The sequence below is a fragment of the Escherichia sp. WS3227_2 genome (assembly GCF_046486495.1).
In the GTDB taxonomy this organism is placed as follows: domain Bacteria; phylum Pseudomonadota; class Gammaproteobacteria; order Enterobacterales; family Enterobacteriaceae; genus Escherichia; species Escherichia coli.
Window position 1 is genome coordinate 155,193 of sequence record NZ_JBJQLG010000006.1, and the last position, 19,556, is coordinate 174,748.

Here is a 19,556-nt window from a genome sequence, read left to right on the forward strand (position 1 = left end):
GGAAAGAGCATGGACAAGGAATTACCGTGGCTGGCGGATAACGCCCAAGTGGAACTGAAATATAAAAAAGGCAAAACGCCGCTCAGCCATCGCAGTTGGCCGGGCGAACCGGTGCCTGTTATCACTGAAAGCCTCATCCAGACACTGGGTGATGAATTGCTACAAAAAGCTGAGAAGAAAAAAAACATTATCTGGCGTTATGAAAATTTTTCACTGGAGTGGCAGTCCGCCATCACGGAAGCCATCAACTTGATTGGCGAACATAAACCCTCAATTCCGGCACGGACAATGGCGGCGCTAGTCTGTATCGCGCAAAATGACAGCCAACAGTTGCTCGACGAAATCGTCCAACAAGAGGGACTGGAATATGCGACTGAGGTGGTGATTGCACGCCAGTTTATTACACGATGTTATGAGAGTGATCCTCTGCTAGTGACATTGCAGTATCAGAACGAGGATTATGGCTATGGTTATCGCTCAGAAACCTATAACGAATTCGATCTCCGACTGCGTAAGCATCTCTCTCTGGCAGAGGAAAGCAGCTGGCAGCGTTGCGCCGACAAACTCATTGCCGCACTGCCAGGAATAACCAAAGTTCGCCGCCCTTTTATTGCGCTGATCCTCCCGGAAAAACCAGAAATCGCCAATGAGTTGGTAGGCCTTGAATGCCCGCGGACTCATTTTCATTCTAAGGAGTGGTTAAAAGTTGTTGCTAATGACCCCAGAGCGGTGAAAAAACTCGAACGCTACTGGAGCCAGGATATATTTAGCGATCGGGAAGCCAGCTACATGTCGCATGAAAACCACTTCGGCTACGCGGCCTGCGCTGCCCTTTTGCGCGAACAAGGACTGGCAGCCGTTCCACGCCTGGCAATGTATGCCCATAAAGAAGATTGCGGCAGTCTGCTGGTACAAATTAACCATCCGCAGGTCATCCGCACCCTGCTGTTAGTTGCTGATAAAAACAAACCCAGCCTGCAACGTGTAGCTAAATACAGTAAAAATTTCCCCCATGCGACGCTTGCCGCACTGGCAAAACTGCTGGCGCTAAAAGAACCACCTACGCGTCCTGGTTATCCAATCATCGAAGACAAAAAGCTGCCTGCACAGCAAAAAGCACGTGATGAATACTGGCGTACGCTGTTACAAACGCTGATGGCATCGCAGCCACAACTGGCAGAAGAGGTGATGCCGTGGTTAAGTACTCAAGCCCGGTCAGTGCTGAATAGTTATTTATCGGCACCGCCTAAAACGGTTATTGATAGCACCGATAACAGCCAAATGCCTGAAATCCTCGTTTCACCACCGTGGCGTAGTAAGAAAAAAATGACAGTTCCACGTCTTGATTTGGCACCGTTCGAATTAACGCCGCAAGTTTACTGGCAACCAGGCGAACGAGAGAGGCTTGCCGCCACTGAGTCTGCCCGTTATTTCAGCACGGAATCTCTTGCGGAACGCATGGAACAAAAAAGTGGACGAGTTGTATTACAGGAGCTGGGTTTTGGAGATGATGTATGGCTGTTTTTGAATTATATACTCCCCGGAAAACTGGATGCTGCACGCAATTCACTCATTGTTCAGTGGCATTACTACCCAGGGCGGGTTGAAGAGATCATGAATGGCTGGAGCTCCCCGGAAGCTCAATTAGCAGAACAGGCGCTTCGCAACGGTCACGTAGAAGTGTTAATTAACATATGGGAAAATGACAGCTACTCACGCTATCGTCGGGAAAAGAGTATCTGGAACCTGTATTTATTGGCGCAGTTGCCGCGTGAGATGGCTTTGACTTTCTGGCTACGTATCAATGAGAAAAAGCATCTGTCTGCGGGTGAGGACTATTTTCTCAGTATCTTCGGATTGGATGCTCTACCAGGTCTGCTGTTGGCTTTTTCACATCGTCCAAAAGAAACATTTCCGTTAATTTTAAATTTCGGCGCAACCGAACTGGCCCTGCCCGTTGCCCTCGTCTGGCGACGTTTCGCGGCGCAGCGTGATCTGGCCCGCCAGTGGATTTTACAATGGCCGGAACATACAGCTACTGCACTTATCCCTCTTGTCTTCACCAAATCCAGCGATAATAGCGAAGCTGCATTACTTGCCCTGCGTTTACTTTACGAACAGGGACATGGCGAGTTACTGCAAACCGTGGCAAACCGCTGGCAGCGTACAGATGTATGGCCTGCCCTGGAGCAATTACTTAAACAGAGTCCAATAGAGATTTACCCGACACGCATTCCAAAAGCCCCTGATTTCTGGCAGCCGGCAATGTGGTCCAGGCCGCGCCTTATCACGAATAATCAACCAGTTACTGATGACGCTCTGGAAATTATCGGCGAAATGCTGCGCTTTACCCAGGGCGGACGTTTTTATAGCGGACTGGAACAGCTGAAAACGTTTTGCCAGCCGCAAACGCTGGCAGCCTTTGCCTGGGATCTTTTCACCGCGTGGCAACAAGCTGGTGCTCCCGCAAAAGACAACTGGGCATTTCTGGCGTTAAGTCTCTTTGGCGACGAAAGCACGGCACGGGATCTGACGACACAGATCCTTGCCTGGCCACAGGAAGGCAAATCTGCCCGTGCCGTCAGCGGCCTGAACATACTTACTCAGATGAATAATGATATGGCACTGATACAGCTGCATCATATATCGCAACGGGCGAAATCCCGCCCCTTACGTGATAACGCGGCGGAATTTCTTCAGGTGGTCGCAGAAAATCGAGGGCTAAGCCAGGAACAGTTAGCGGACAGATTAGTCCCAACACTGGGTCTTGATGATCCGCAGGCGTTGATTTTTGATTTTGGTCCACGGCAATTTACCGTTCGCTTCGATGAAAACCTTAACCCGGTTATCTTTGATCAGCAAAACGTTCGCCAGAAAAGCGTTCCCCGGTTGCGCGCCGATGACGATCAACTGAAAGCACCCGAGGCACTGGCCCGACTAAAAGGGCTAAAAAAAGATGCCACTCAGGTGAGCAAAAACCTGCTCCCGCGTCTTGAAACTGCCCTGCGCACCACCCGACGCTGGTCGCTGGCAGATTTTCATTCTCTGTTTGTTAATCATCCCTTTACCCGTCTGGTTACTCAGCGATTAATATGGGGTGTTTATCCGGCAAATGAACCGCGTCGTTTACTCAACGCCTTTCGTGTGGCCGCTGAGGGGGAGTTCTGCAATGAGCAAGATGAGCCAATTGACCTGCCTGCCGATGCTCTGATTGGCATTGCCCACCCGTTAGAAATGGCAGCAGAAATGCGCAGTGAGTTTGCACAGCTTTTTGCCGATTACGAAATTATGCCGCCTTTTCGCCAATTGGCACGGCGCACAGTACTGCTCACGCCTGACGAGTCAGCCAGTAATAGTTTGAATCGCTGGGAAGGTAAATCTGCTACCGTTGGGCAACTTATGGGAATGCGATACAAAGGCTGGGAGTCAGGCTATGAGGACGCATTTGTCTATGACCTGGGCGAGTACCGGCTGGTCCTTAAGTTTTCACCCGTTTTTAACCACTACAATGTTGATAGCAAAGCGTTAATGAGCTTCCGTTCTCTTCGAGTGTACCGTGACAATAAATCCGTCACTTTTGCCGAACTTGATGTGTTTGATTTGAGTGAAGCGTTAAGCGCACCCGACGTTATTTTCCATTAAAACACAGCGGGCAGTGATGCGACTGCCCGTTATTAACACGACCTGCCACCGGGAAAAGCGATGATCGTGCAAAAAGAGCTGGTCACTATTTACGATTATGAGGCCCCTGTACCTGAAGAGCCGTTTTCCTTCAGACTTGAGATCCATAAACGCTCTGAATTATTTACAGGTTCCGTCTACCGGCTGGAGCGTTTCCGGCTACATCCAACATTTCATCAACGTGATCGAGAGGATGTCGACCCGCTAATAAATGATGCGTTGATTTATATAAGAGATGAGTTTATTGATGAGCGAAAATTACGGGGCGAATCACCAGAAACGGTAATAGCCATTTTTAATCGCGAACTACAGAATATATTCAACCAAGAAATAGAAAAATAGCTTTATTAAAGGGGGAAACGGTATTCCCCCTTAGATGCGTTTCAATTTGCCCGTTACTTCAACAAATCAATCAACCGTAACAGAGCCACTAATAACTCCAGTACGGCAATGAGCACGGTTAACTTTTGTGTCAGCGTGTCCATCCGCTCTCCTTATTAAGGAGCGCAACACCAGCACCTTACCCTTACACTGCCTGTCGATACTGGTTTACGTATGTTGGACCACGATGTTGCACTCCGGATCAGGGCACCACCTGCAGCACCACCCGTCCGGTAGCCAGGACTTAAAATTGGTCCGATCCGGCGCAACGTCCCAACCGTCTGGATTATAAATCTCATTATCTTAATTGCAACGGGGTCCACCGATGGTTATAATTCGTTCGTTGGAACACGATGTTGCACAGGCTGCGGTGTTGGGCCTGAAAATAGTAAATAAAAGAACCTGCCTCACCAGCAGGTTTTTTTATTTACTGTAATCTGCTTTCCAGATATTTTTCGCTCAAACAACTAATGCGCCAAACATTTATTGCGCGTAAAATATCGTTTATTTCATTAATACATTTCAGGGATGAATATATGTCACCGCAGAATAATCATCTGCAGCGTCCGCCTGCTGCTGTGTTATACGCCGATGAACTGGCAAAATTAAAACAAAATGATAACGCACCTTGCCCGCCCGGTTGGCAGTTAAGTTTGCCTGCGGCCCGTGCTTTTATCCTTGGCGATAGAGCGCAAAATATTAGCCGTAAAGTGGTGATTAGTCCCTCCGCTGTCGAACGTATGTTAGTCGCTCTTGCCACCGGGCGCGGTTTGATGTTGGTGGGGGAACCTGGCACCGCAAAATCTCTCCTGTCTGAATTACTGGCAACCGCTATTAGCGGCGATGCCGGGTTAACCATCCAGGGCGGCGCATCTACTACTGAAGATCAAATCAAGTACGGCTGGAACTACGCCCTGCTTATCAACCATGGTCCGTCAACGGAAGCACTGGTCCCTGCCCCGCTTTACCAGGGAATGCGCGACGGCAAAATCGTCCGTTTTGAAGAGATAACGCGTACACCGCTGGAAGTACAAGACTGTCTGTTAGGTATGCTTTCTGACAGGGTGATGACGGTGCCGGAACTCACCGGTGAAGCCAGTCAGCTCTATGCGCGGGAAGGCTTTAATATTATTGCCACTGCCAATACCCGCGATCGCGGCGTCAATGAGATGAGTGCCGCGCTAAAGCGTCGCTTCGATTTTGAAACCGTCTTTCCGATTATGGATTTCGCCCAGGAGCTGGAACTGGTCGCCAGTGCTTCGGCGCGTTTGCTGGCCCATAGCTGTATTCCGCATAAAGTGCCTGACGCGGTACTGGAGTTACTGGTCCGCACCTTCCGCGATCTGCGTGCCAACGGCGAAAAGAAAACGTCAATGGATACCCTGACGGCAATTATGTCCACCGCTGAAGCCGTGAACGTGGCCCACGCAGTGGGCGTCCGCGCCTGGTTTTTAGCGAATCGCGCAGGTGAGCCAGCCGATCTGGTGGACTGTATTGCCGGAACCATCGTTAAAGATAACGAAGAAGATCGCGCTCGTCTGCGCCGTTACTTCGAACAGCGTGTCGCCACACATAAAGAAGCTCCCTGGCAGGCTTATTATCAAGCCCGCCACCGCCTGCCGTGAGGAAAGATGCATGAGCGAGCCGTTAATTGTCGGCATCCGGCATCATAGTCCGGCCTGCGCCCGGCTGGTGAAATCGTTAATCGAAAGCCAGCGGCCACGATACGTGTTGATTGAAGGCCCGGCTGATTTTAATGACCGGGTAGACGAACTGTTTTTAGCCCACCAGCTTCCGGTAGCTATTTACAGTTATTGCCAGTATCAGGACGGTGTAGCCCCCGGGCGTGGTGCCTGGACGCCATTTGCTGAATTTTCGCCGGAGTGGCAGGCGCTACAAGCCGCTCGTCGTATTCAGGCACAAACTTACTTCATCGATTTGCCTTGCTGGGCGCAGAGTGAAGAAGAGGACGATTCGCCTGATACGCAAGAGGAAAGCCAGACCTTGCTGCTGCGTGCCACCCGCATGGATAACAGCGACACCCTGTGGGATCACTTGTTCGAAGATGAAAGCCAGCAAACTGCATTACCCTCTGCACTTGCGCACTATTTTGCCCAACTGCGGGGCGACTCCCCCGGAGATGCTCTCAATCGTCAGCGCGAAGCCTTTATGGCCCGCTGGATTGGATGGGCGATGCAGCAAAATAATGGCGACGTGTTAGTTGTCTGCGGTGGCTGGCACGCTCCGGCACTGGCAAAAATGTGGCGCGAATGTCCGCAGGTAATTAACACGCCAGAATTGCTCTTACTGGATGATGCCGTTACAGGTTGTTATCTCACCCCCTACAGTGAAAAGCGCCTTGATGTGCTGGCAGGATACCTTTCTGGTATGCCTGCCCCGGTCTGGCAAAACTGGTGCTGGCAGTGGGGCCTACAGCAGGCCGGTGAACAACTGCTAAAAACTATCCTTACCCGTTTGCGCCAGCACAAATTGCCCGCTTCTACCGCTGATATGGCTGCCGCTCATCTGCATGCGATGGCGCTGGCACAGTTGCGCGGTCATACACTACCGTTACGCACTGACTGGCTGGATGCCATAGCAGGCTCGCTGATTAAAGAAGCCTTGAACGCGCCGTTGCCGTGGAGCTATCGCGGCGTTATTCATCCCGATACCGATCCGATTCTGCTAACGTTGATAGACACATTAGCGGGTGGCGGATTCGGTAAACTTGCCCCCTCTACGCCACAGCCGCCTCTGCCAAAAGATGTCACCTGCGAACTGGAACGTACCACAATCTCTCTTCCGACAGAGCTTACCTTAAATCGCTTTACCCCCGATGGACTGGCGCAAAGTCAGGTGTTACATCGGCTGGTAATACTGGAGATCCCAGGGATTGTACGCCAGCAGGGAAGCACACTGACACTTGCAGGCAACGGTGAAGAACGCTGGAAATTAACCCGCCCGCTTAGCCAGCATGCGGCATTGATTGAGGCCGCCTGCTTTGGTGCCACACTCCAGGAAGCCGCACGCAATAAATTAGAAGCCGATATGCTGGACGCGGGTGGAATCGGCAGTATCACCACATGTCTTAGCCAGGCGGCGTTAGCGGGTCTGACGTCCTTCAGTCAACAATTACTGGAGCAACTTACATTATTAATCGCCCAGGAAAATCAGTTTGCCGAAATGGGCCAGGCGCTGGAAGTGCTATACGCCTTATGGCGGCTGGATGAAATTAGCGGTATGCAAGGCGCGCAGATATTACAGACGACGTTATGCGCGGCTATCGATCGCACACTCTGGCTGTGTGAATCCAACGGCAGACCGGAGGAAAAGGAGTTTCACGCTCACCTGCATAGCTGGCAGGCGCTTTGCCATATCCTGCGCGATCTACATAGCGGCGTTAATTTACCCGGCGTTTCGCTTTCTGCGGCGGTAGCCTTACTGGAGCGCCGCAGTCAGGCGATTCATGCCTCGGCGCTGGATCGCGGCGCGGCTCTTGGCGCACTGATGCGTCTGGAACATCCCAAAGCCAGTGCCGAAGCGGCGCTGACAATGCTGGCGCAATTATCCCCGGCACAATCCGGCGAAGCGCTGCACGGTTTGCTGGCGCTGGCCCGCCATCAACTGGCCTGTCAGCCGGCATTTATCGCCGGTTTCAGTAGTCATTTAAATCAACTGAGTAACGACGATTTTATTAACGCCCTGCCCGATTTACGCGCGGCGATGGCCTGGCTACCACCACGAGAACGCGGGACGCTGGCGCATCAGGTGTTTGAGCATTATCAACTGGCGCAACTTCCCGTTTCGGCACTGCAAATGCCGTTGCATTGTCCACCGCAAGCCATTGCACATCATCAACAACTCGAACAGCAGGCACTGGCATCGCTGCAACACTGGGGAGTTTTCCATGTCTGAACTGAACGATCTTCTGACCACCCGTGAGCTACAACGCTGGCGATTAATTCTTGGCGAAGCGGCAGAAACGACCCTTTGTGGGCTGGATGACAATGCCCGGCAGATAGACCACGCGCTGGAGTGGCTGTATGGGCGCGATCCTGAACGGCTCCAGCGTGGTGAACGCTCCGGTGGATTAGGTTGCTCAAATCTCACCACCCCTGAGTGGATCAACAGTATTCACACGCTGTTTCCGCAACAGGTGATCGAGCGGCTGGAAAGCGATGCCGTGCTGCGCTATGGCATTGAAGATGTGGTGACGAATCTCGACGTACTGGAACGTATGCAGCCTTCTGAAAGCCTGCTACGCGCCGTTTTGCACACCAAACATCTGATGAATCCCGAAGTGCTGGCTGCCGCTCGCCGGATAGTGCGCCAGGTTGTTGAAGAGATTATGGCGCGACTGGCAAAGGAAGTTCGCCAGGCTTTTTCTGGTGTCCGCGATCGCCGCCGTCGCTCATTTATTCCACTGGCGCGTAATTTCGATTTCAAAAGTACGCTGCGTGCCAACCTGCAACACTGGCATCCGCAACACGGCAAGTTGTATATCGAATCCCCCCGCTTTAACAGCCGCATTAAGCGCCATAGCGATCAATGGCAACTGGTCTTACTGGTTGATCAAAGCGGATCGATGGTTGACTCGGTGATCCACTCAGCGGTGATGGCGGCCTGTTTATGGCAGTTACCCGGCATTCGTACCCATCTGGTGGCGTTTGACACCAGCGTCGTCGATCTCACCGCCGACGTTGCCGATCCGGTAGAGTTATTAATGAAAGTACAACTGGGCGGCGGGACCAATATCGCCAGTGCCGTGGAGTATGGTCGGCAACTTATTGAACAACCAGCGAAAAGCGTCATTATCCTCGTGAGCGATTTCTATGAAGGGGGTTCATCATCATTGCTGACGCATCAGGTGAACAAGTGTGTCCAGAGCGGCATCAAAGTGCTGGGACTGGCGGCGCTCGACAGCACCGCAACACCTTGCTATGACCGCGATATGGCCCAGGCGCTGGTTAATGTCGGCGCACAAATAGCCGCCATGACACCGGGCGAGCTGGCATCATGGCTTGCGGAGAATCTTCAGTCATGAATTCACTACGTCCGGAATTATTAGAACTGACACCGCAGGCCCTGACAGCGTTAAGCAATGCCGGTTTTGTTAAGCGCAGTCTTAAGGAACTGGAAAATGGCAACGTCCCGGAGATCAGCCATGAGAACGGCGCTTTAATCGCCACCTTCAGTGACGGTGTCCGTACCCAGCTGGCGAACGGTCAGGCACTGAAAGAGGCTCAGTGCAGCTGCGGGGCCAGCGGCATGTGCCGCCATCGCGTGATGCTGGTTTTAAGTTATCAGCGACTTTGCGCCACCACCCAGCCTACGGAAAAAGAAGAAGAGTGGGATCCGGCAATCTGGCTGGAAGAACTGGCTACCCTGCCCGATGCCACCCGCAAACGCGCACAGGCGCTGGTCGCTAAAGGCATCACCATTGAGTTGTTCTGTACGCCGAGCGAAATTCCCTCTGCCCGCTTACCGATGAGCGATGTACGTTTTTATTCCCGCAGCAGCATTCGTTTCGCTCGCTGTGATTGTATTGAAGGAACACTTTGCGAACATGTCGTACTGGCAGTACAGGCCTTTGTCCAGGCCAAAGCGCAGCAAGCGGAATTGACTCATTTAATCTGGCAGATGCGCAGCGAACACGTCACATCATCTGACGATCCGTTTGCCAGCGAAGAAGGCAAAACGTGTCGTCAATATGTTCAGCAATTAAGCCAGGCATTATGGCTGGGCGGCATCAGCCAGCCGCTTATTCACTACGAGGCCTCTTTCAGCCGCGCGCAGCAAGCGGCGGAACGCTGCAACTGGCGCTGGGTGAGTGAATCGCTACGGCAACTGCGCGCCAGCGTTGATGCCTTCCACGCCCGCGCCAGCCACTATCATGCCGGAGAATGCTTACGTCAGCTTGCGGCATTAAACAATCGATTAAATTGCGCACAAGAGATGGCCCGGCGCGACAGTGTTGGTGAAGTTCCTCCCATGCCGTGGCGCACGGTCGTTGGCGCTGGCATTGCCGGAGAAGCAAAGCTTGATCATCTGCGGCTGGTGTCTTTAGGTAGGCGTTGCTGGCAGGATATTGAGCAGTATGGTTTACGCATCTGGTTCACCGATCCCGACACCGGCAGTATTTTGCACCTTTCGCGTAGTTGGCCGAGAAGCGAACAAGAAAACGCTCCCGCGGCAAAACGTCGGCTATTTAGTTTTCAGGCTGGCGCACTGGCAGGTGGGCAAATTGTTTCACAAGCAGCAAAACGCAGTGCCGATGGCGAGCTGTTGTTAGCTACCCGCAACCGCTTGAGTAGTGTTGTGCCGCTGTCGCCAGACGCCTGGCAAATGTTGAGCGCGCCATTGCGCCAGCCGGGCATTGTGGCTTTGCGGGAATATTTACGCCAGCGTCCCCCCGCCTGCATACGGCCTCTTAATCAGGTGGATAACTTATTTATTCTGCCAGTCGCTGAGTGTATTTCACTCGGTTGGGATAGCAGCCGCCAGACGCTGGACGCGCAGGTCATTAGCGGCGAAGGTGAAGATAATCTGCTGACGTTATCCCTTCCGGCATCTGCCTGTTCTCCTTTTGCCGTTGAACGCATGGCGGCGCTTTTGCAACAAACAGACGACCCCGTGAGTCTGGTTTCTGGCTTTGTCAGCTTTGTAGAGGGGCAATTGACACTGGAACCACGGGTGATGATGACAAAAACCCGCGCCTGGGCGCTGGACGCAGAAACTGCGCCTGTGGCACCGCTACCTTCTGCCAGCGTTTTGCCTGTGCCGTCTACCGCTAATCAGTTGCTGATGCGCTGCCAGGCGTTACTTATTCAACTGCTCCATAACGGCTGGCGCTATCAGGAACAGAGTGCTATTGGTCAGGCAGAGTTGCTGGCGAATGACCTCACCGCGGTCGGTTTTTATCGGCTGGCACATGTGTTGGCACAATTTCGTAATACAGAAAGCGAGGCACGGGTAGAAGCAATGAATAACGGTGTTTTACTTTGCGAACAATTATTCCCCATGCTTCAGCAACAAGGATGAAATAGTGCTTTTTACTAAGAGTTCTACTCCAGTTCCGGACTGCTCACGTCACGGTATTAGGCATATCCTATATAGCTCCTGGTGAGAGTCACCAGTTTCTTGATTAAATAAAATGGAGTTTTACATGAAGGCTTTCAATAAGCTGTTTTCCCTCGTTGTTGCATCTGTTCTGGTTTTCTCTCTTGCTGGCTGCGGTGACAAAGAAGAATCGAAAAAATTCAGCGCCAATCTGAACGGTACTGAAATTGCCATTACCTATGTCTACAAAGGTGACAAGGTGCTTAAGCAATCTTCTGAAACCAAAATTCAATTTGCCTCCATTGGTGCAACCACCAAAGAAGATGCTGCCAAGACACTTGAGCCGTTAAGCGCCAAATACAAAAACATCGCGGGTGTTGAAGAAAAATTAACCTATACCGATACCTACGCGCAGGAAAACGTGACTATCGATATGGAAAAAGTGGATTTCAAAGCCCTACAGGGTATTTCAGGAATCAACGTTTCTGCTGAAGATGCCAAAAAAGGTATCACTATGGCGCAAATGGAACTGGTGATGAAAGCCGCTGGTTTTAAAGAAGTGAAATAATCTGTCGGCGGCCATGTTTTTGCATGGCCGCCATACCCGTCTTAGCTTTTCTTCACATGCTGGCGCGCTGCCAGTCCACGCAGAAAATAACGTAAAAATTGATCGCCGCATTCGCGGAAGTTTTTATGATCCGGTGCACGCATCATCGCCGTAATTTCCGGCATCGAAACGCGGAACTGCTGTTCGGTAAGGATTGCCAGAATGTCATCGGTTTTCAGCGAAAACGCGATGCGTAATTTTTTCAGCACGATGTTGTTATTAATGCGACGTTCCGGCTCCAGTGCCGGAGCAGACTCATCCTTGCCGCGTTTTTCATAAATCAGGCCATTGAGGAATGAAGACAAAACAATGTCCGGACAACGCTGAAAACCCTCTTCGTCTTCTTTACGTAGCCAGACGGCGATCTGTTCCGCGGTGGCTTCGACATTACCCAGCGCCAGAATACGCACCAGGTCATTATTATTGGCTTTCAAAATGTAGCGCACGCTGCGCAGAATATCGTTACTTAGCATGAGGCCTTCAGGTGTTGATGAGGCAAAAAGCCATTTTAGCAGTCTTTTACAGGCCAATCGCCTCTTTTAAGCTTTTCAGATAACGGCGGCTGACCGGCACGGTTAAGCCATTACGCAAAATCAACTCGGCCTGGCCGTTATCTTCCAGACGAATCTCCTGTAAATGCGCGAGGTTAACCAGATACTGACGATGGCAGCGTAGTAGTGGTGTACGACTCTCCAGGGTACGTAATGTCAGTTCGGTAAAGCCCTCTTTCCCTTCGTGACTGGTAACGTAGACACCGCTCATCCGACTGCTGACAAATGCCACATCTTTCATTTGCAGCAGATAAATCCGACTATGCCCCGTACAAGGGATAAATTTCAGCGCCTGTTGATTTTCCGGTAACAGCGAAACATCCTGCTTGCTGCGCTCCAGACGCAATCGCGCCAGCGTTTTCTCCAGTCGCGCTTCATCAATTGGCTTCAGCAGATAATCAAAGGCATGTTCTTCAAAGGCTTTAATGGCGTATTCGTCAAACGCGGTGAGAAAAACGATATACGGACGATGTTCCGGGTCGAGCATTCCCACCATTTCCAGACCACTGATGCGCGGCATCTGGATATCGAGGAACAGCACATCCGGGCGCAGTTTATGCACCGCGCCGATCCCTTCCACGGCGTTTGAACACTCACCAACGATTTCAATATCGCTCTGCTCCTGCAAAAATACGCGCAGGTTCTCCCGTGCTAACGGTTCATCATCGACAATTAAGACTTTAATCATGCCTCGTCCCTCCATGGTAGTCGTAACGTTATTCGGGTGTAACTATCAGGCTCACAGGCGACGCTTATCCCATAGTCATCGCCAAACCGTTCACGTAAACGCTTATCCACCAGATTCATCCCCAGCCCACTGGCATTGGTTACCGGTTGATACAAACCGGCATTGTCTTCGATCTCCAGCATCAAATGTTGCCCCTCACGTCGGGCGCTGATTGCCACTCGCCCTGTATCCAGCAGTTGTGATGTCCCATGTTTAATGGCGTTTTCCACTATCGGTTGCAGGGTAAACGCGGGCAATTGCTGCTGGGATAATTCTTGCGGAATAGCAATGTTGACCTGCAACCGCGACTGGAAGCGCGCCTTTTCAATTTGCAGATAAGCGTTCACATGTTCAATTTCGTCGGCGAGAGTAACAAACTCCGAAGGCCGCTTTAAGTTTTTGCGGAAAAAAGTGGAAAGATACTGCACCAGCTGGCTGGCCTGTTCGCTGTCGCGACGGATCACCGCTTTAATGGTGTTAAGCGCATTAAACAAAAAATGGGGGTTCACCTGGGCGTGAAGCAGTTTGATCTCTGACTGGGTGAGCATCGCTTTTTGCCGCTCATATTGCCCGGCGAGGATCTGCGCCGAAAGCAGTTGCGCAATCCCCTCGCCCAGCGTGCGGTTGATTGAACTGAATAAACGGTTTTTGGCTTCATACAATTTGATGGTACCCATCACCCGCTGATTTTCACCACGCAACGGAATTACCAGCGTCGACCCCAGTTTGCATTGCGGATGCAAAGAGCAACGATAAGGTACTTCGTTGCCATCAGCGTAGACCACTTCACCGGTTTCAATCGCTTTTAAGGTGTAAGTCGAAGAAATCGGTTTGCCGGGTAAATGGTGATCGTCACCAATTCCGGTAAAGGCCAGCAATTTCTCTCGATCGGTAATCGCGACTGCACCAATATCCAGCTCCTGATACAGCACCTGTGCCACTTTCATGCTGTTCACTTCGTTAAACCCCTGGCGCAAAATGCCTTCCGTCGAGGCCGCCACTTTCAGCGCAGTGGCAGAAAAAGCCGAAGTGTATTTTTCAAACATCGCGCGTTTATCGAGCAATATACGCATAAACAGCGCCGCGCCGACGGTATTGGTGACCATCATTGGCGCAGCAATATTACTCACCAGACGCACCGCATCTTCATAAGGTCGGGCGATCGCCAGGATGATCAACATTTGCACCATTTCAGCGACGAACGTGACGGCACCGGCGGTAATGGGGTTAAAGACTTTATCAGTGCGCCCGCGACGGATCAGGATGCTGTGTACCAGGCCGCCGAGCAATCCTTCAACGATGGTCGAGATCATGCAACTTAGCGCGGTCATGCCCCCCATCGAATATCGATGTAACCCGCCGGTCAGGCCAACCAGCCCACCGACGACCGGACCGCCGAGTAAGCCGCCCATTACCGCGCCTATCGCACGGGTATTGGCAATAGAATCGTCAATGTGCAACCCAAACCAGGTGCCCATGATGCAGAAGATGGAAAAGACGATGTAGCAGAGAAATTTATGCGGCAGACGAACCGTGACCTGCATTAACGGTATGAATAATGGCGTTTTACTCATTAACCATGCAATGACTAAAAAAACGCACATCTGCTGAAGCAGCAGCAACACCAGATTAAAATCGTACATACCCGCAAACCACACTTCCCTTTAAAACGCGTAACATACATTGCCTGCGTTTAACTTTCTTTGAACTCTTGCAGAAAAATGAAAATTCGTGAGTACGATCACTCAAAATCGCCTGGCAAAAATAAAATCACCCTATAGATGCACAAAAAACGGGCAAAACTACCTGGTTCGCAAAACTGCGTCTAAAGTTAAACCGGGACCTCGCGAGCAAGGGTGAGACGATGGCGCTTTACACAATTGGTGAAGTGGCGTTGCTTTGTGATATTAACCCTGTCACGTTACGCGCGTGGCAGAGGCGTTACGGATTGCTGAAACCGCAACGGACAGACGGCGGTCATCGGCTGTTCAATGATGCCGATATTGACCGGATCCGCGAGATCAAACGATGGATCGACAACGGCGTGCAGGTCAGCAAAGTTAAAATGCTGCTCAGTAATGAAAATGTTGATGTGCACAACGGCTGGCGCGATCAGCAAGAAACATTACTGACTTACCTGCAAAGCGGCAATCTGCATAGCCTGCGAACGTGGATCAAAGAGCGCGGTCAGGATTACCCCGCCCAGACACTCACCACACACCTATTTATTCCTCTGCGCCGACGACTTCAGTGCCAACAACCGACCCTCCAGGCGCTGCTGGCGATCCTCGACGGCGTACTGATCAACTACATCGCCATTTGTCTGGCTTCGGCACGTAAAAAACAGGGTAAAGATGCGCTGGTGGTTGGCTGGAATATTCACGATACCACCCGTCTGTGGCTGGAGGGCTGGATTGCCAGTCAACAAGGATGGCGCATTGATGTCCTCGCCCACTCGCTCAATCAACTACGCCCTGAACTGTTCGAAGGCCGTACATTGCTGGTGTGGTGCGGTGAAAATCGAACCTCTGCCCAACAGCAGCAACTTACCAGTTGGCAGGAACAAGGCCATGATATTTTCCCACTCGGCATTTAATGATTCGTTAACAAATACGCTTTACTGTACAATCCTTTCGTTAACATAAGGAGTGCATTATGCGCATAGCTAAAATTGGGGTCATCGCCCTGTTCCTGTTTATGGCGTTAGGCGGAATTGGTGGCGTCATGCTCGCAGGTTATACCTTTATTTTGCGTGCTGGCTAAGCGCCTGCACCAGCCTTTCAAACAGGCGGTCTGCAATGATCGCCGCCAGTGCCACCAGTAACGCCCCCTGGATCACATACGCGGTATTAAATCCGCTAAGCCCGATGATGATGGGCGTACCCAGCGTGCTGGCCCCTACCGTTGAGGCGATCGTCGCCGTACCAATGTTGATAATCACCGAAGTTCGCACGCCCGCCAGAATCACCGGAGCCGCCAGCGGTAGCTCGACCTTACGCAGTCGCTGACCACGGCTCATTCCCATACCTTTCGCAACTTCTGTCACGCTGACATCAATCGCTCCCAGCCCGGCAAGTGTCGCCTGCAGGACGGGCAGCACGCCGTAAAGGATCAAGGCGATAATCGCGGGTTGCAGACCAAAGCCGATCACCGGAACGGCAATCGCCAGCACCGCAACGGGCGGAAAAGTCTGCCCAACGGCGGCAATAGTTTCCACCAGTGGGCGAAATTCCGCGCCCCACGGGCGAGTAACAATAATTCCGGCACCAGTACCAATGATCACCGCAAACAAACTCGAAATTCCCACCAGCCAGAAATGAGCCAGTGCCAGAGCAGCAAAACTGTCTTGCTGATAAACGGGGCGTGGCAGTTGTGGGAACAAGGCAGCAAACAGCGGCTGGCTGTAAGGTAGCCAGAAAATCAGCGCCACAAAAAGAGCAATGAGCCAGAACAGCGGATCGCGCAACATCTTCATACGCTTACGCCTCCACCAGCAGATCCTGAAAATGCAGCGTGCCGCAAGGCTCGCCCTGCGTGTTCACCACCGGCAGCACTTCACATCCCCGCGCGACAAACAGGGAGAGCGCATCGCGTAGCGTCATCTCTTCTGCCAGCGCCTCACCTTCTGCCCGTTCTTCGCGACGCACGTAATCCGCCACGCTACGTAACGAAAGCAGGCGGACACCCAGTTCACTATGCCCAAAAAACTGGCGGACAAAATCATTCGCCGGACGAGTCAGCATCGTCAGCGGATTGCCCTGCTGCACCACTTCACCGTGATCCATCAACACCAGATGTTCTGCCAGCCGTAGCGCCTCATCAATATCATGAGTGACCAGCACAATAGTGCGCCCCAGCAAACGGTGAATGCGCGTCATCTCTTGTTGCAACGCGCCGCGCGTTACCGGGTCCAGTGCGCCAAAAGGTTCATCCATCAGTAAGACTTGCGGATCGGCAGCCAGTGCGCGCGCCACTCCCACACGTTGCTGCTGACCACCGGAAAGCTGATGCGGATAACGCTCACGCAAATTTGGCTCCAGCCCCAGTAGCGCCATTAATTCGTCGATACGATCGTCGATCCGCGCCCGTGACCATTTTTGTAATTGCGGCACGGTGGCAATATTTTGCGCCACGCTCCAGTGGGGAAACAGGCCAATAGATTGAATGGCATAGCCCATCCGGCGGCGCAACTCCAGCACTGGCAGCGAGCGAATTTCTTCTCCGGCAAAGCGGATCACGCCACTGTCATGCTCCACCAGGCGGTTAATCATTTTCAGAGTGGTGGATTTACCGGAGCCTGATGTACCAATCAGCACCGAAAAACTCCCCTCCTGAAAATTGAGATTGAGATCGTTAACGGCTTTTTGTATGCCGAACAGTTTGCTGACATGGCTAAATTCAATCATTACGTTTCACCTTCAGCAGTGCGATAAGCAAATCGAACAGCGCATCGATCAGCACCGCCAGAACAATTACCGGGATCACCCCCAGCAACACTAAATCAATGGCACTGCTTAGCAGCCCCTGGAAAACCAGCGCACCAAAACCGCCTGCGCCGATTAACGCCGCAATCACCGCCATGCCGACGGTTTGCACCATCACCACCCGCAGGCTACGCAGAAATACCGGTAACGCCAGTGGTAACTGAACATGCAGGAATCGCTGCGCCCCGCTCATGCCCATCGCTCTGGCGCTCTCCAGCACATCGCGCGGGATCTGGTTCAAGCCGACTACCACGCCGCGCACCAGCGGCAGCAAGGCATAGAGCACCAGCGCAATCAGTGCGGGTGTCATTCCGGTTCCTGCTATGCCGAGCTTACCCAGCCACGGAAAGGCCGTAACCAGTGCGGCAAGCGGCGCAATCAACAGGCCAAAGAGCGCCACCGAAGGCACGGTCTGAATGACATTCAGCAGAGAAAAAATCGCCCCCTGCCGCGCAGTGGAAAAGTAGCACCAGACGCCCAGCGGCACACCAATCACTAACGCAGGCAGCACCGCACCAAACAGCAACGTCAGATGTTGCGCCAGCGCGTCATCAAACACATCCTGACGGTTGGCGTATTCTTTCATTAGCGAGAGATCGTTAAGCGCGCCGGAATACAGCAACCACAGCGGAATGATGGCAATCTGCATATGCAACAACCAGCGCCACAGCGGATGCGTGGAGATTCGTCGGATGGCATCGCTACAGGCAAGCAATGCCAGCGCCGCAGCCAGCCAGAAACCACTGCCGAGGCTGGTACGCGCCAGCGCACTGCCATTTTGCGCCAGTTGTGTCGCCGCCTTTCCTGCTCCCCACACCAGCAATACGAAGACGAATTGCGCCAGAATGAGTGCAAAAATGCTGCCTTTTTTAGCGGGAATAAAACAGGCTGTCATCCAGGCGCAACCAACGCCCACCAGCATCCAGATCGTTTGCGGCCACAGCTGCCAGAGATGACGCCCCTCACCCGAAACTAAACGATTAGGCGCGTAACTGATAAACGGCAGCGCCGCTGCGATTGCCGTCAGCAACAGCAGCAGCGCCAGAACAGGATTAATACGTAGATAAGTCACGGGAAATTACTTCGTCCACCCTTTTTGTTTCAGGTAGTCGGCAGCCACTTTTTTGGCATCCAGTCCTTCCACAGCAATGCTGGCATTCAGTTGCTGCAATGTTTTTGCATCGAGGCTGGCGAAGACTGGCTGTAGCCACTGTGCCATTTGCGGATACTCCTTCAACACCGATTCACGCACCACTGGTGCAGGCGCGTAGATAGGTTGCACGCCTTGCGGATCGCTTAAGGTTTGCAGCCCCAGCGCCGCGACCGGACCGTCGGTACCGTAAGCCATTGCGGCATTAACGCCAGAAGTTTGCTGAGCAGCGGCTTTGATCGTCACTGCCGTATCGCCACCCGCCAGTGACAGCAACTGATCCTGACCGAGCTTAAAGCCATAGGCTTTTTCAAACGCGGGTAACGCATCGGCGCGTTCAATAAATTCTGCTGAGGCAGCCAGTTTGAAGGTGCCACCGTCTTTCAGATAACGACTCAGGTCAGCAAGCGAAGTGAGTTTGTTTTTCTCTGCCACATCCTGACGCACGGCGATGGTCCAGGTGTTATTTGCAGGCGCAGGCGTCAGCCAGATTAACTTGTTTTGCTCTGCATCGAGCTTTTTGACTTTCTCGTAGCCCTGCCCGGCATTTTTCCACGCTGCATCGTTTTCATCTTTAAAGAAGAAAGCGCCATTGCCGGTATATTCCGGATAGATATCCAGTTCACCGGAAGTAATTGCCCCGCGTACCACAGGAGTCGTTCCCAGTTGCACTTTATTTACCGTAGGAACGCCGTGGCTTTCCAGCACCTGCAAAATGATATTGCCGAGCAGCGCGCCTTCGGTATCGATTTTTGAACCGACCTTAACGGGGGAAGCCGCCTGTAGCGGCAGGCTCACGGCTGCCAACAAAACCAATGAACCTGCCCAGAGCTTTGAGAGTGGCATGATGCTTTCCTCATTCTTTTACTGTTGTTTTCAGCGAATTAAGAGAAAAGCATAGTTGATAATGACAGGG

At 52.3% G+C, this 19,556-nt stretch carries 16 protein-coding genes; 9 read left to right on the forward strand and 7 right to left on the reverse strand.

The window, feature by feature from the left end; genetic code table 11:
* Positions 1-9 precede the first annotated feature (9 nt).
* From yehI to ACJHXB_RS10645, 7 genes are all read left to right on the forward strand, one after another.
* Complete coding sequence (gene yehI, locus ACJHXB_RS10615; RefSeq protein WP_000356850.1) at positions 10-3,642, forward strand: DUF4132 domain-containing protein YehI; 3,633 nt, start codon at positions 10-12, stop codon at positions 3,640-3,642.
* 60 nt (positions 3,643-3,702) lie between these two features.
* Positions 3,703-4,023, forward strand: coding sequence for a protein YehK (gene yehK / locus ACJHXB_RS10620; protein ID WP_000636949.1), 321 nt, complete (start codon positions 3,703-3,705; stop codon positions 4,021-4,023).
* 575 nt (positions 4,024-4,598) lie between these two features.
* Positions 4,599-5,687, forward strand: coding sequence for an ATP-binding protein (locus tag ACJHXB_RS10625; protein WP_410233492.1), 1,089 nt, complete (start codon positions 4,599-4,601; stop codon positions 5,685-5,687).
* Between the two features lie 10 nt (positions 5,688-5,697).
* Positions 5,698-7,977, forward strand: coding sequence for a DUF5682 family protein (locus ACJHXB_RS10630; RefSeq protein WP_410233493.1), 2,280 nt, complete (start codon positions 5,698-5,700; stop codon positions 7,975-7,977).
* Positions 7,970-9,106, forward strand: a complete 1,137-nt coding sequence (locus ACJHXB_RS10635; RefSeq protein ID WP_001468956.1) for a vWA domain-containing protein — start codon at positions 7,970-7,972, stop codon at positions 9,104-9,106. The genes ACJHXB_RS10630 and ACJHXB_RS10635 overlap by 8 nt, the downstream gene beginning before the upstream one ends.
* Positions 9,103-11,103, forward strand: coding sequence for an SWIM zinc finger family protein (locus ACJHXB_RS10640; RefSeq protein WP_001604659.1), 2,001 nt, complete (start codon positions 9,103-9,105; stop codon positions 11,101-11,103). Before ACJHXB_RS10635 ends, ACJHXB_RS10640 begins: the two co-directional genes overlap by 4 nt.
* 124 nt (positions 11,104-11,227) lie before the next feature.
* Positions 11,228-11,689 carry a YehR family lipoprotein gene (locus ACJHXB_RS10645; RefSeq protein WP_001295429.1) on the forward strand — a complete coding sequence of 154 codons (462 nt, stop codon included), beginning with the start codon at positions 11,228-11,230 and terminating at the stop codon, positions 11,687-11,689.
* A 41-nt stretch (positions 11,690-11,730) separates the two neighbouring features.
* Here the strand turns inward: ACJHXB_RS10645 and ACJHXB_RS10650 are convergent, their stop codons facing one another.
* The 3 genes from ACJHXB_RS10650 to btsS are packed head-to-tail and all read right to left on the reverse strand — an operon-like array spanning position 11,731 to position 14,649.
* The gene (locus ACJHXB_RS10650) at positions 11,731-12,201 is read right to left on the reverse strand and encodes a DUF1456 family protein (protein WP_001295430.1); all 471 of its coding nucleotides are present in this window, start codon (positions 12,199-12,201) and stop codon (positions 11,731-11,733) included.
* Positions 12,202-12,247: 46 nt separating this feature from the next.
* Positions 12,248-12,967, reverse strand: coding sequence for a two-component system response regulator BtsR (gene btsR / locus ACJHXB_RS10655; RefSeq protein ID WP_001308766.1), 720 nt, complete (start codon positions 12,965-12,967; stop codon positions 12,248-12,250).
* Positions 12,964-14,649, reverse strand: coding sequence for a two-component regulatory system sensor histidine kinase BtsS (btsS, locus tag ACJHXB_RS10660; protein ID WP_001295431.1), 1,686 nt, complete (start codon positions 14,647-14,649; stop codon positions 12,964-12,966). The genes btsR and btsS overlap by 4 nt, the downstream gene beginning before the upstream one ends.
* 221 nt (positions 14,650-14,870) lie before the next feature.
* Here btsS and mlrA point away from each other — a divergent pair, with 221 nt between their 5' ends.
* Positions 14,871-15,602 carry an HTH-type transcriptional regulator MlrA gene (gene mlrA, locus ACJHXB_RS10665; protein ID WP_001240388.1) on the forward strand — a complete coding sequence of 244 codons (732 nt, stop codon included), beginning with the start codon at positions 14,871-14,873 and terminating at the stop codon, positions 15,600-15,602.
* Positions 15,603-15,661: 59 nt separating this feature from the next.
* Positions 15,662-15,769 (forward strand): protein YohO, encoded by a 108-nt coding sequence (locus ACJHXB_RS10670; protein WP_001216963.1) that lies wholly within the window; start codon positions 15,662-15,664, stop codon positions 15,767-15,769.
* Here ACJHXB_RS10670 and yehW read toward each other — a convergent pair.
* The 4 genes from yehW to osmF are packed head-to-tail and all read right to left on the reverse strand — an operon-like array spanning position 15,750 to position 19,486.
* On the reverse strand, positions 15,750-16,481 hold the full coding sequence (yehW, locus tag ACJHXB_RS10675; protein WP_000783103.1) for a glycine betaine ABC transporter permease YehW: 732 nt from the start codon (positions 16,479-16,481) through the stop codon (positions 15,750-15,752). The genes ACJHXB_RS10670 and yehW overlap by 20 nt on opposite strands.
* A gap of 4 nt (positions 16,482-16,485) precedes the next feature.
* A complete protein-coding gene (yehX, locus tag ACJHXB_RS10680; protein ID WP_000569373.1) occupies positions 16,486-17,412 on the reverse strand; it encodes a glycine betaine ABC transporter ATP binding protein YehX in 927 nt (308 codons plus the stop codon).
* Positions 17,405-18,562, reverse strand: a complete 1,158-nt coding sequence (gene yehY / locus ACJHXB_RS10685) for a glycine betaine ABC transporter permease YehY (RefSeq protein WP_000221812.1) — start codon at positions 18,560-18,562, stop codon at positions 17,405-17,407. The genes yehX and yehY overlap by 8 nt, the downstream gene beginning before the upstream one ends.
* A gap of 6 nt (positions 18,563-18,568) precedes the next feature.
* The gene (osmF, locus tag ACJHXB_RS10690; RefSeq protein WP_001131230.1) at positions 18,569-19,486 is read right to left on the reverse strand and encodes a glycine betaine ABC transporter substrate-binding protein OsmF; all 918 of its coding nucleotides are present in this window, start codon (positions 19,484-19,486) and stop codon (positions 18,569-18,571) included.
* Between the last annotated feature and the right edge of the window lie 70 nt (positions 19,487-19,556).

Excerpts from the sequence above, each read along its gene's own strand:
- mlrA (WP_001240388.1), top strand. The coding sequence starts at position 14,871 with ATGGCGCTTTACACAATTGGTGAAGTGGCGTTGCTTTGTGATATTAAC.
- yehX (WP_000569373.1), bottom strand. The coding sequence starts at position 17,412 with ATGATTGAATTTAGCCATGTCAGCAAACTGTTCGGCATACAAAAAGCC.
- ACJHXB_RS10650 (WP_001295430.1), bottom strand. The coding sequence starts at position 12,201 with ATGCTAAGTAACGATATTCTGCGCAGCGTGCGCTACATTTTGAAAGCC.
- yehI (WP_000356850.1), top strand. The coding sequence starts at position 10 with ATGGACAAGGAATTACCGTGGCTGGCGGATAACGCCCAAGTGGAACTG.
- yehW (WP_000783103.1), bottom strand. The coding sequence starts at position 16,481 with ATGAAGATGTTGCGCGATCCGCTGTTCTGGCTCATTGCTCTTTTTGTG.
- ACJHXB_RS10630 (WP_410233493.1), top strand. The coding sequence starts at position 5,698 with ATGAGCGAGCCGTTAATTGTCGGCATCCGGCATCATAGTCCGGCCTGC.
- btsS (WP_001295431.1), bottom strand. The coding sequence starts at position 14,649 with ATGTACGATTTTAATCTGGTGTTGCTGCTGCTTCAGCAGATGTGCGTT.
- ACJHXB_RS10645 (WP_001295429.1), top strand. The coding sequence starts at position 11,228 with ATGAAGGCTTTCAATAAGCTGTTTTCCCTCGTTGTTGCATCTGTTCTG.
- ACJHXB_RS10670 (WP_001216963.1), top strand. The coding sequence starts at position 15,662 with ATGCGCATAGCTAAAATTGGGGTCATCGCCCTGTTCCTGTTTATGGCG.
- ACJHXB_RS10625 (WP_410233492.1), top strand. The coding sequence starts at position 4,599 with ATGTCACCGCAGAATAATCATCTGCAGCGTCCGCCTGCTGCTGTGTTA.
- yehK (WP_000636949.1), top strand. The coding sequence starts at position 3,703 with ATGATCGTGCAAAAAGAGCTGGTCACTATTTACGATTATGAGGCCCCT.
- ACJHXB_RS10635 (WP_001468956.1), top strand. The coding sequence starts at position 7,970 with ATGTCTGAACTGAACGATCTTCTGACCACCCGTGAGCTACAACGCTGG.
- ACJHXB_RS10640 (WP_001604659.1), top strand. The coding sequence starts at position 9,103 with ATGAATTCACTACGTCCGGAATTATTAGAACTGACACCGCAGGCCCTG.
- btsR (WP_001308766.1), bottom strand. The coding sequence starts at position 12,967 with ATGATTAAAGTCTTAATTGTCGATGATGAACCGTTAGCACGGGAGAAC.
- osmF (WP_001131230.1), bottom strand. The coding sequence starts at position 19,486 with ATGCCACTCTCAAAGCTCTGGGCAGGTTCATTGGTTTTGTTGGCAGCC.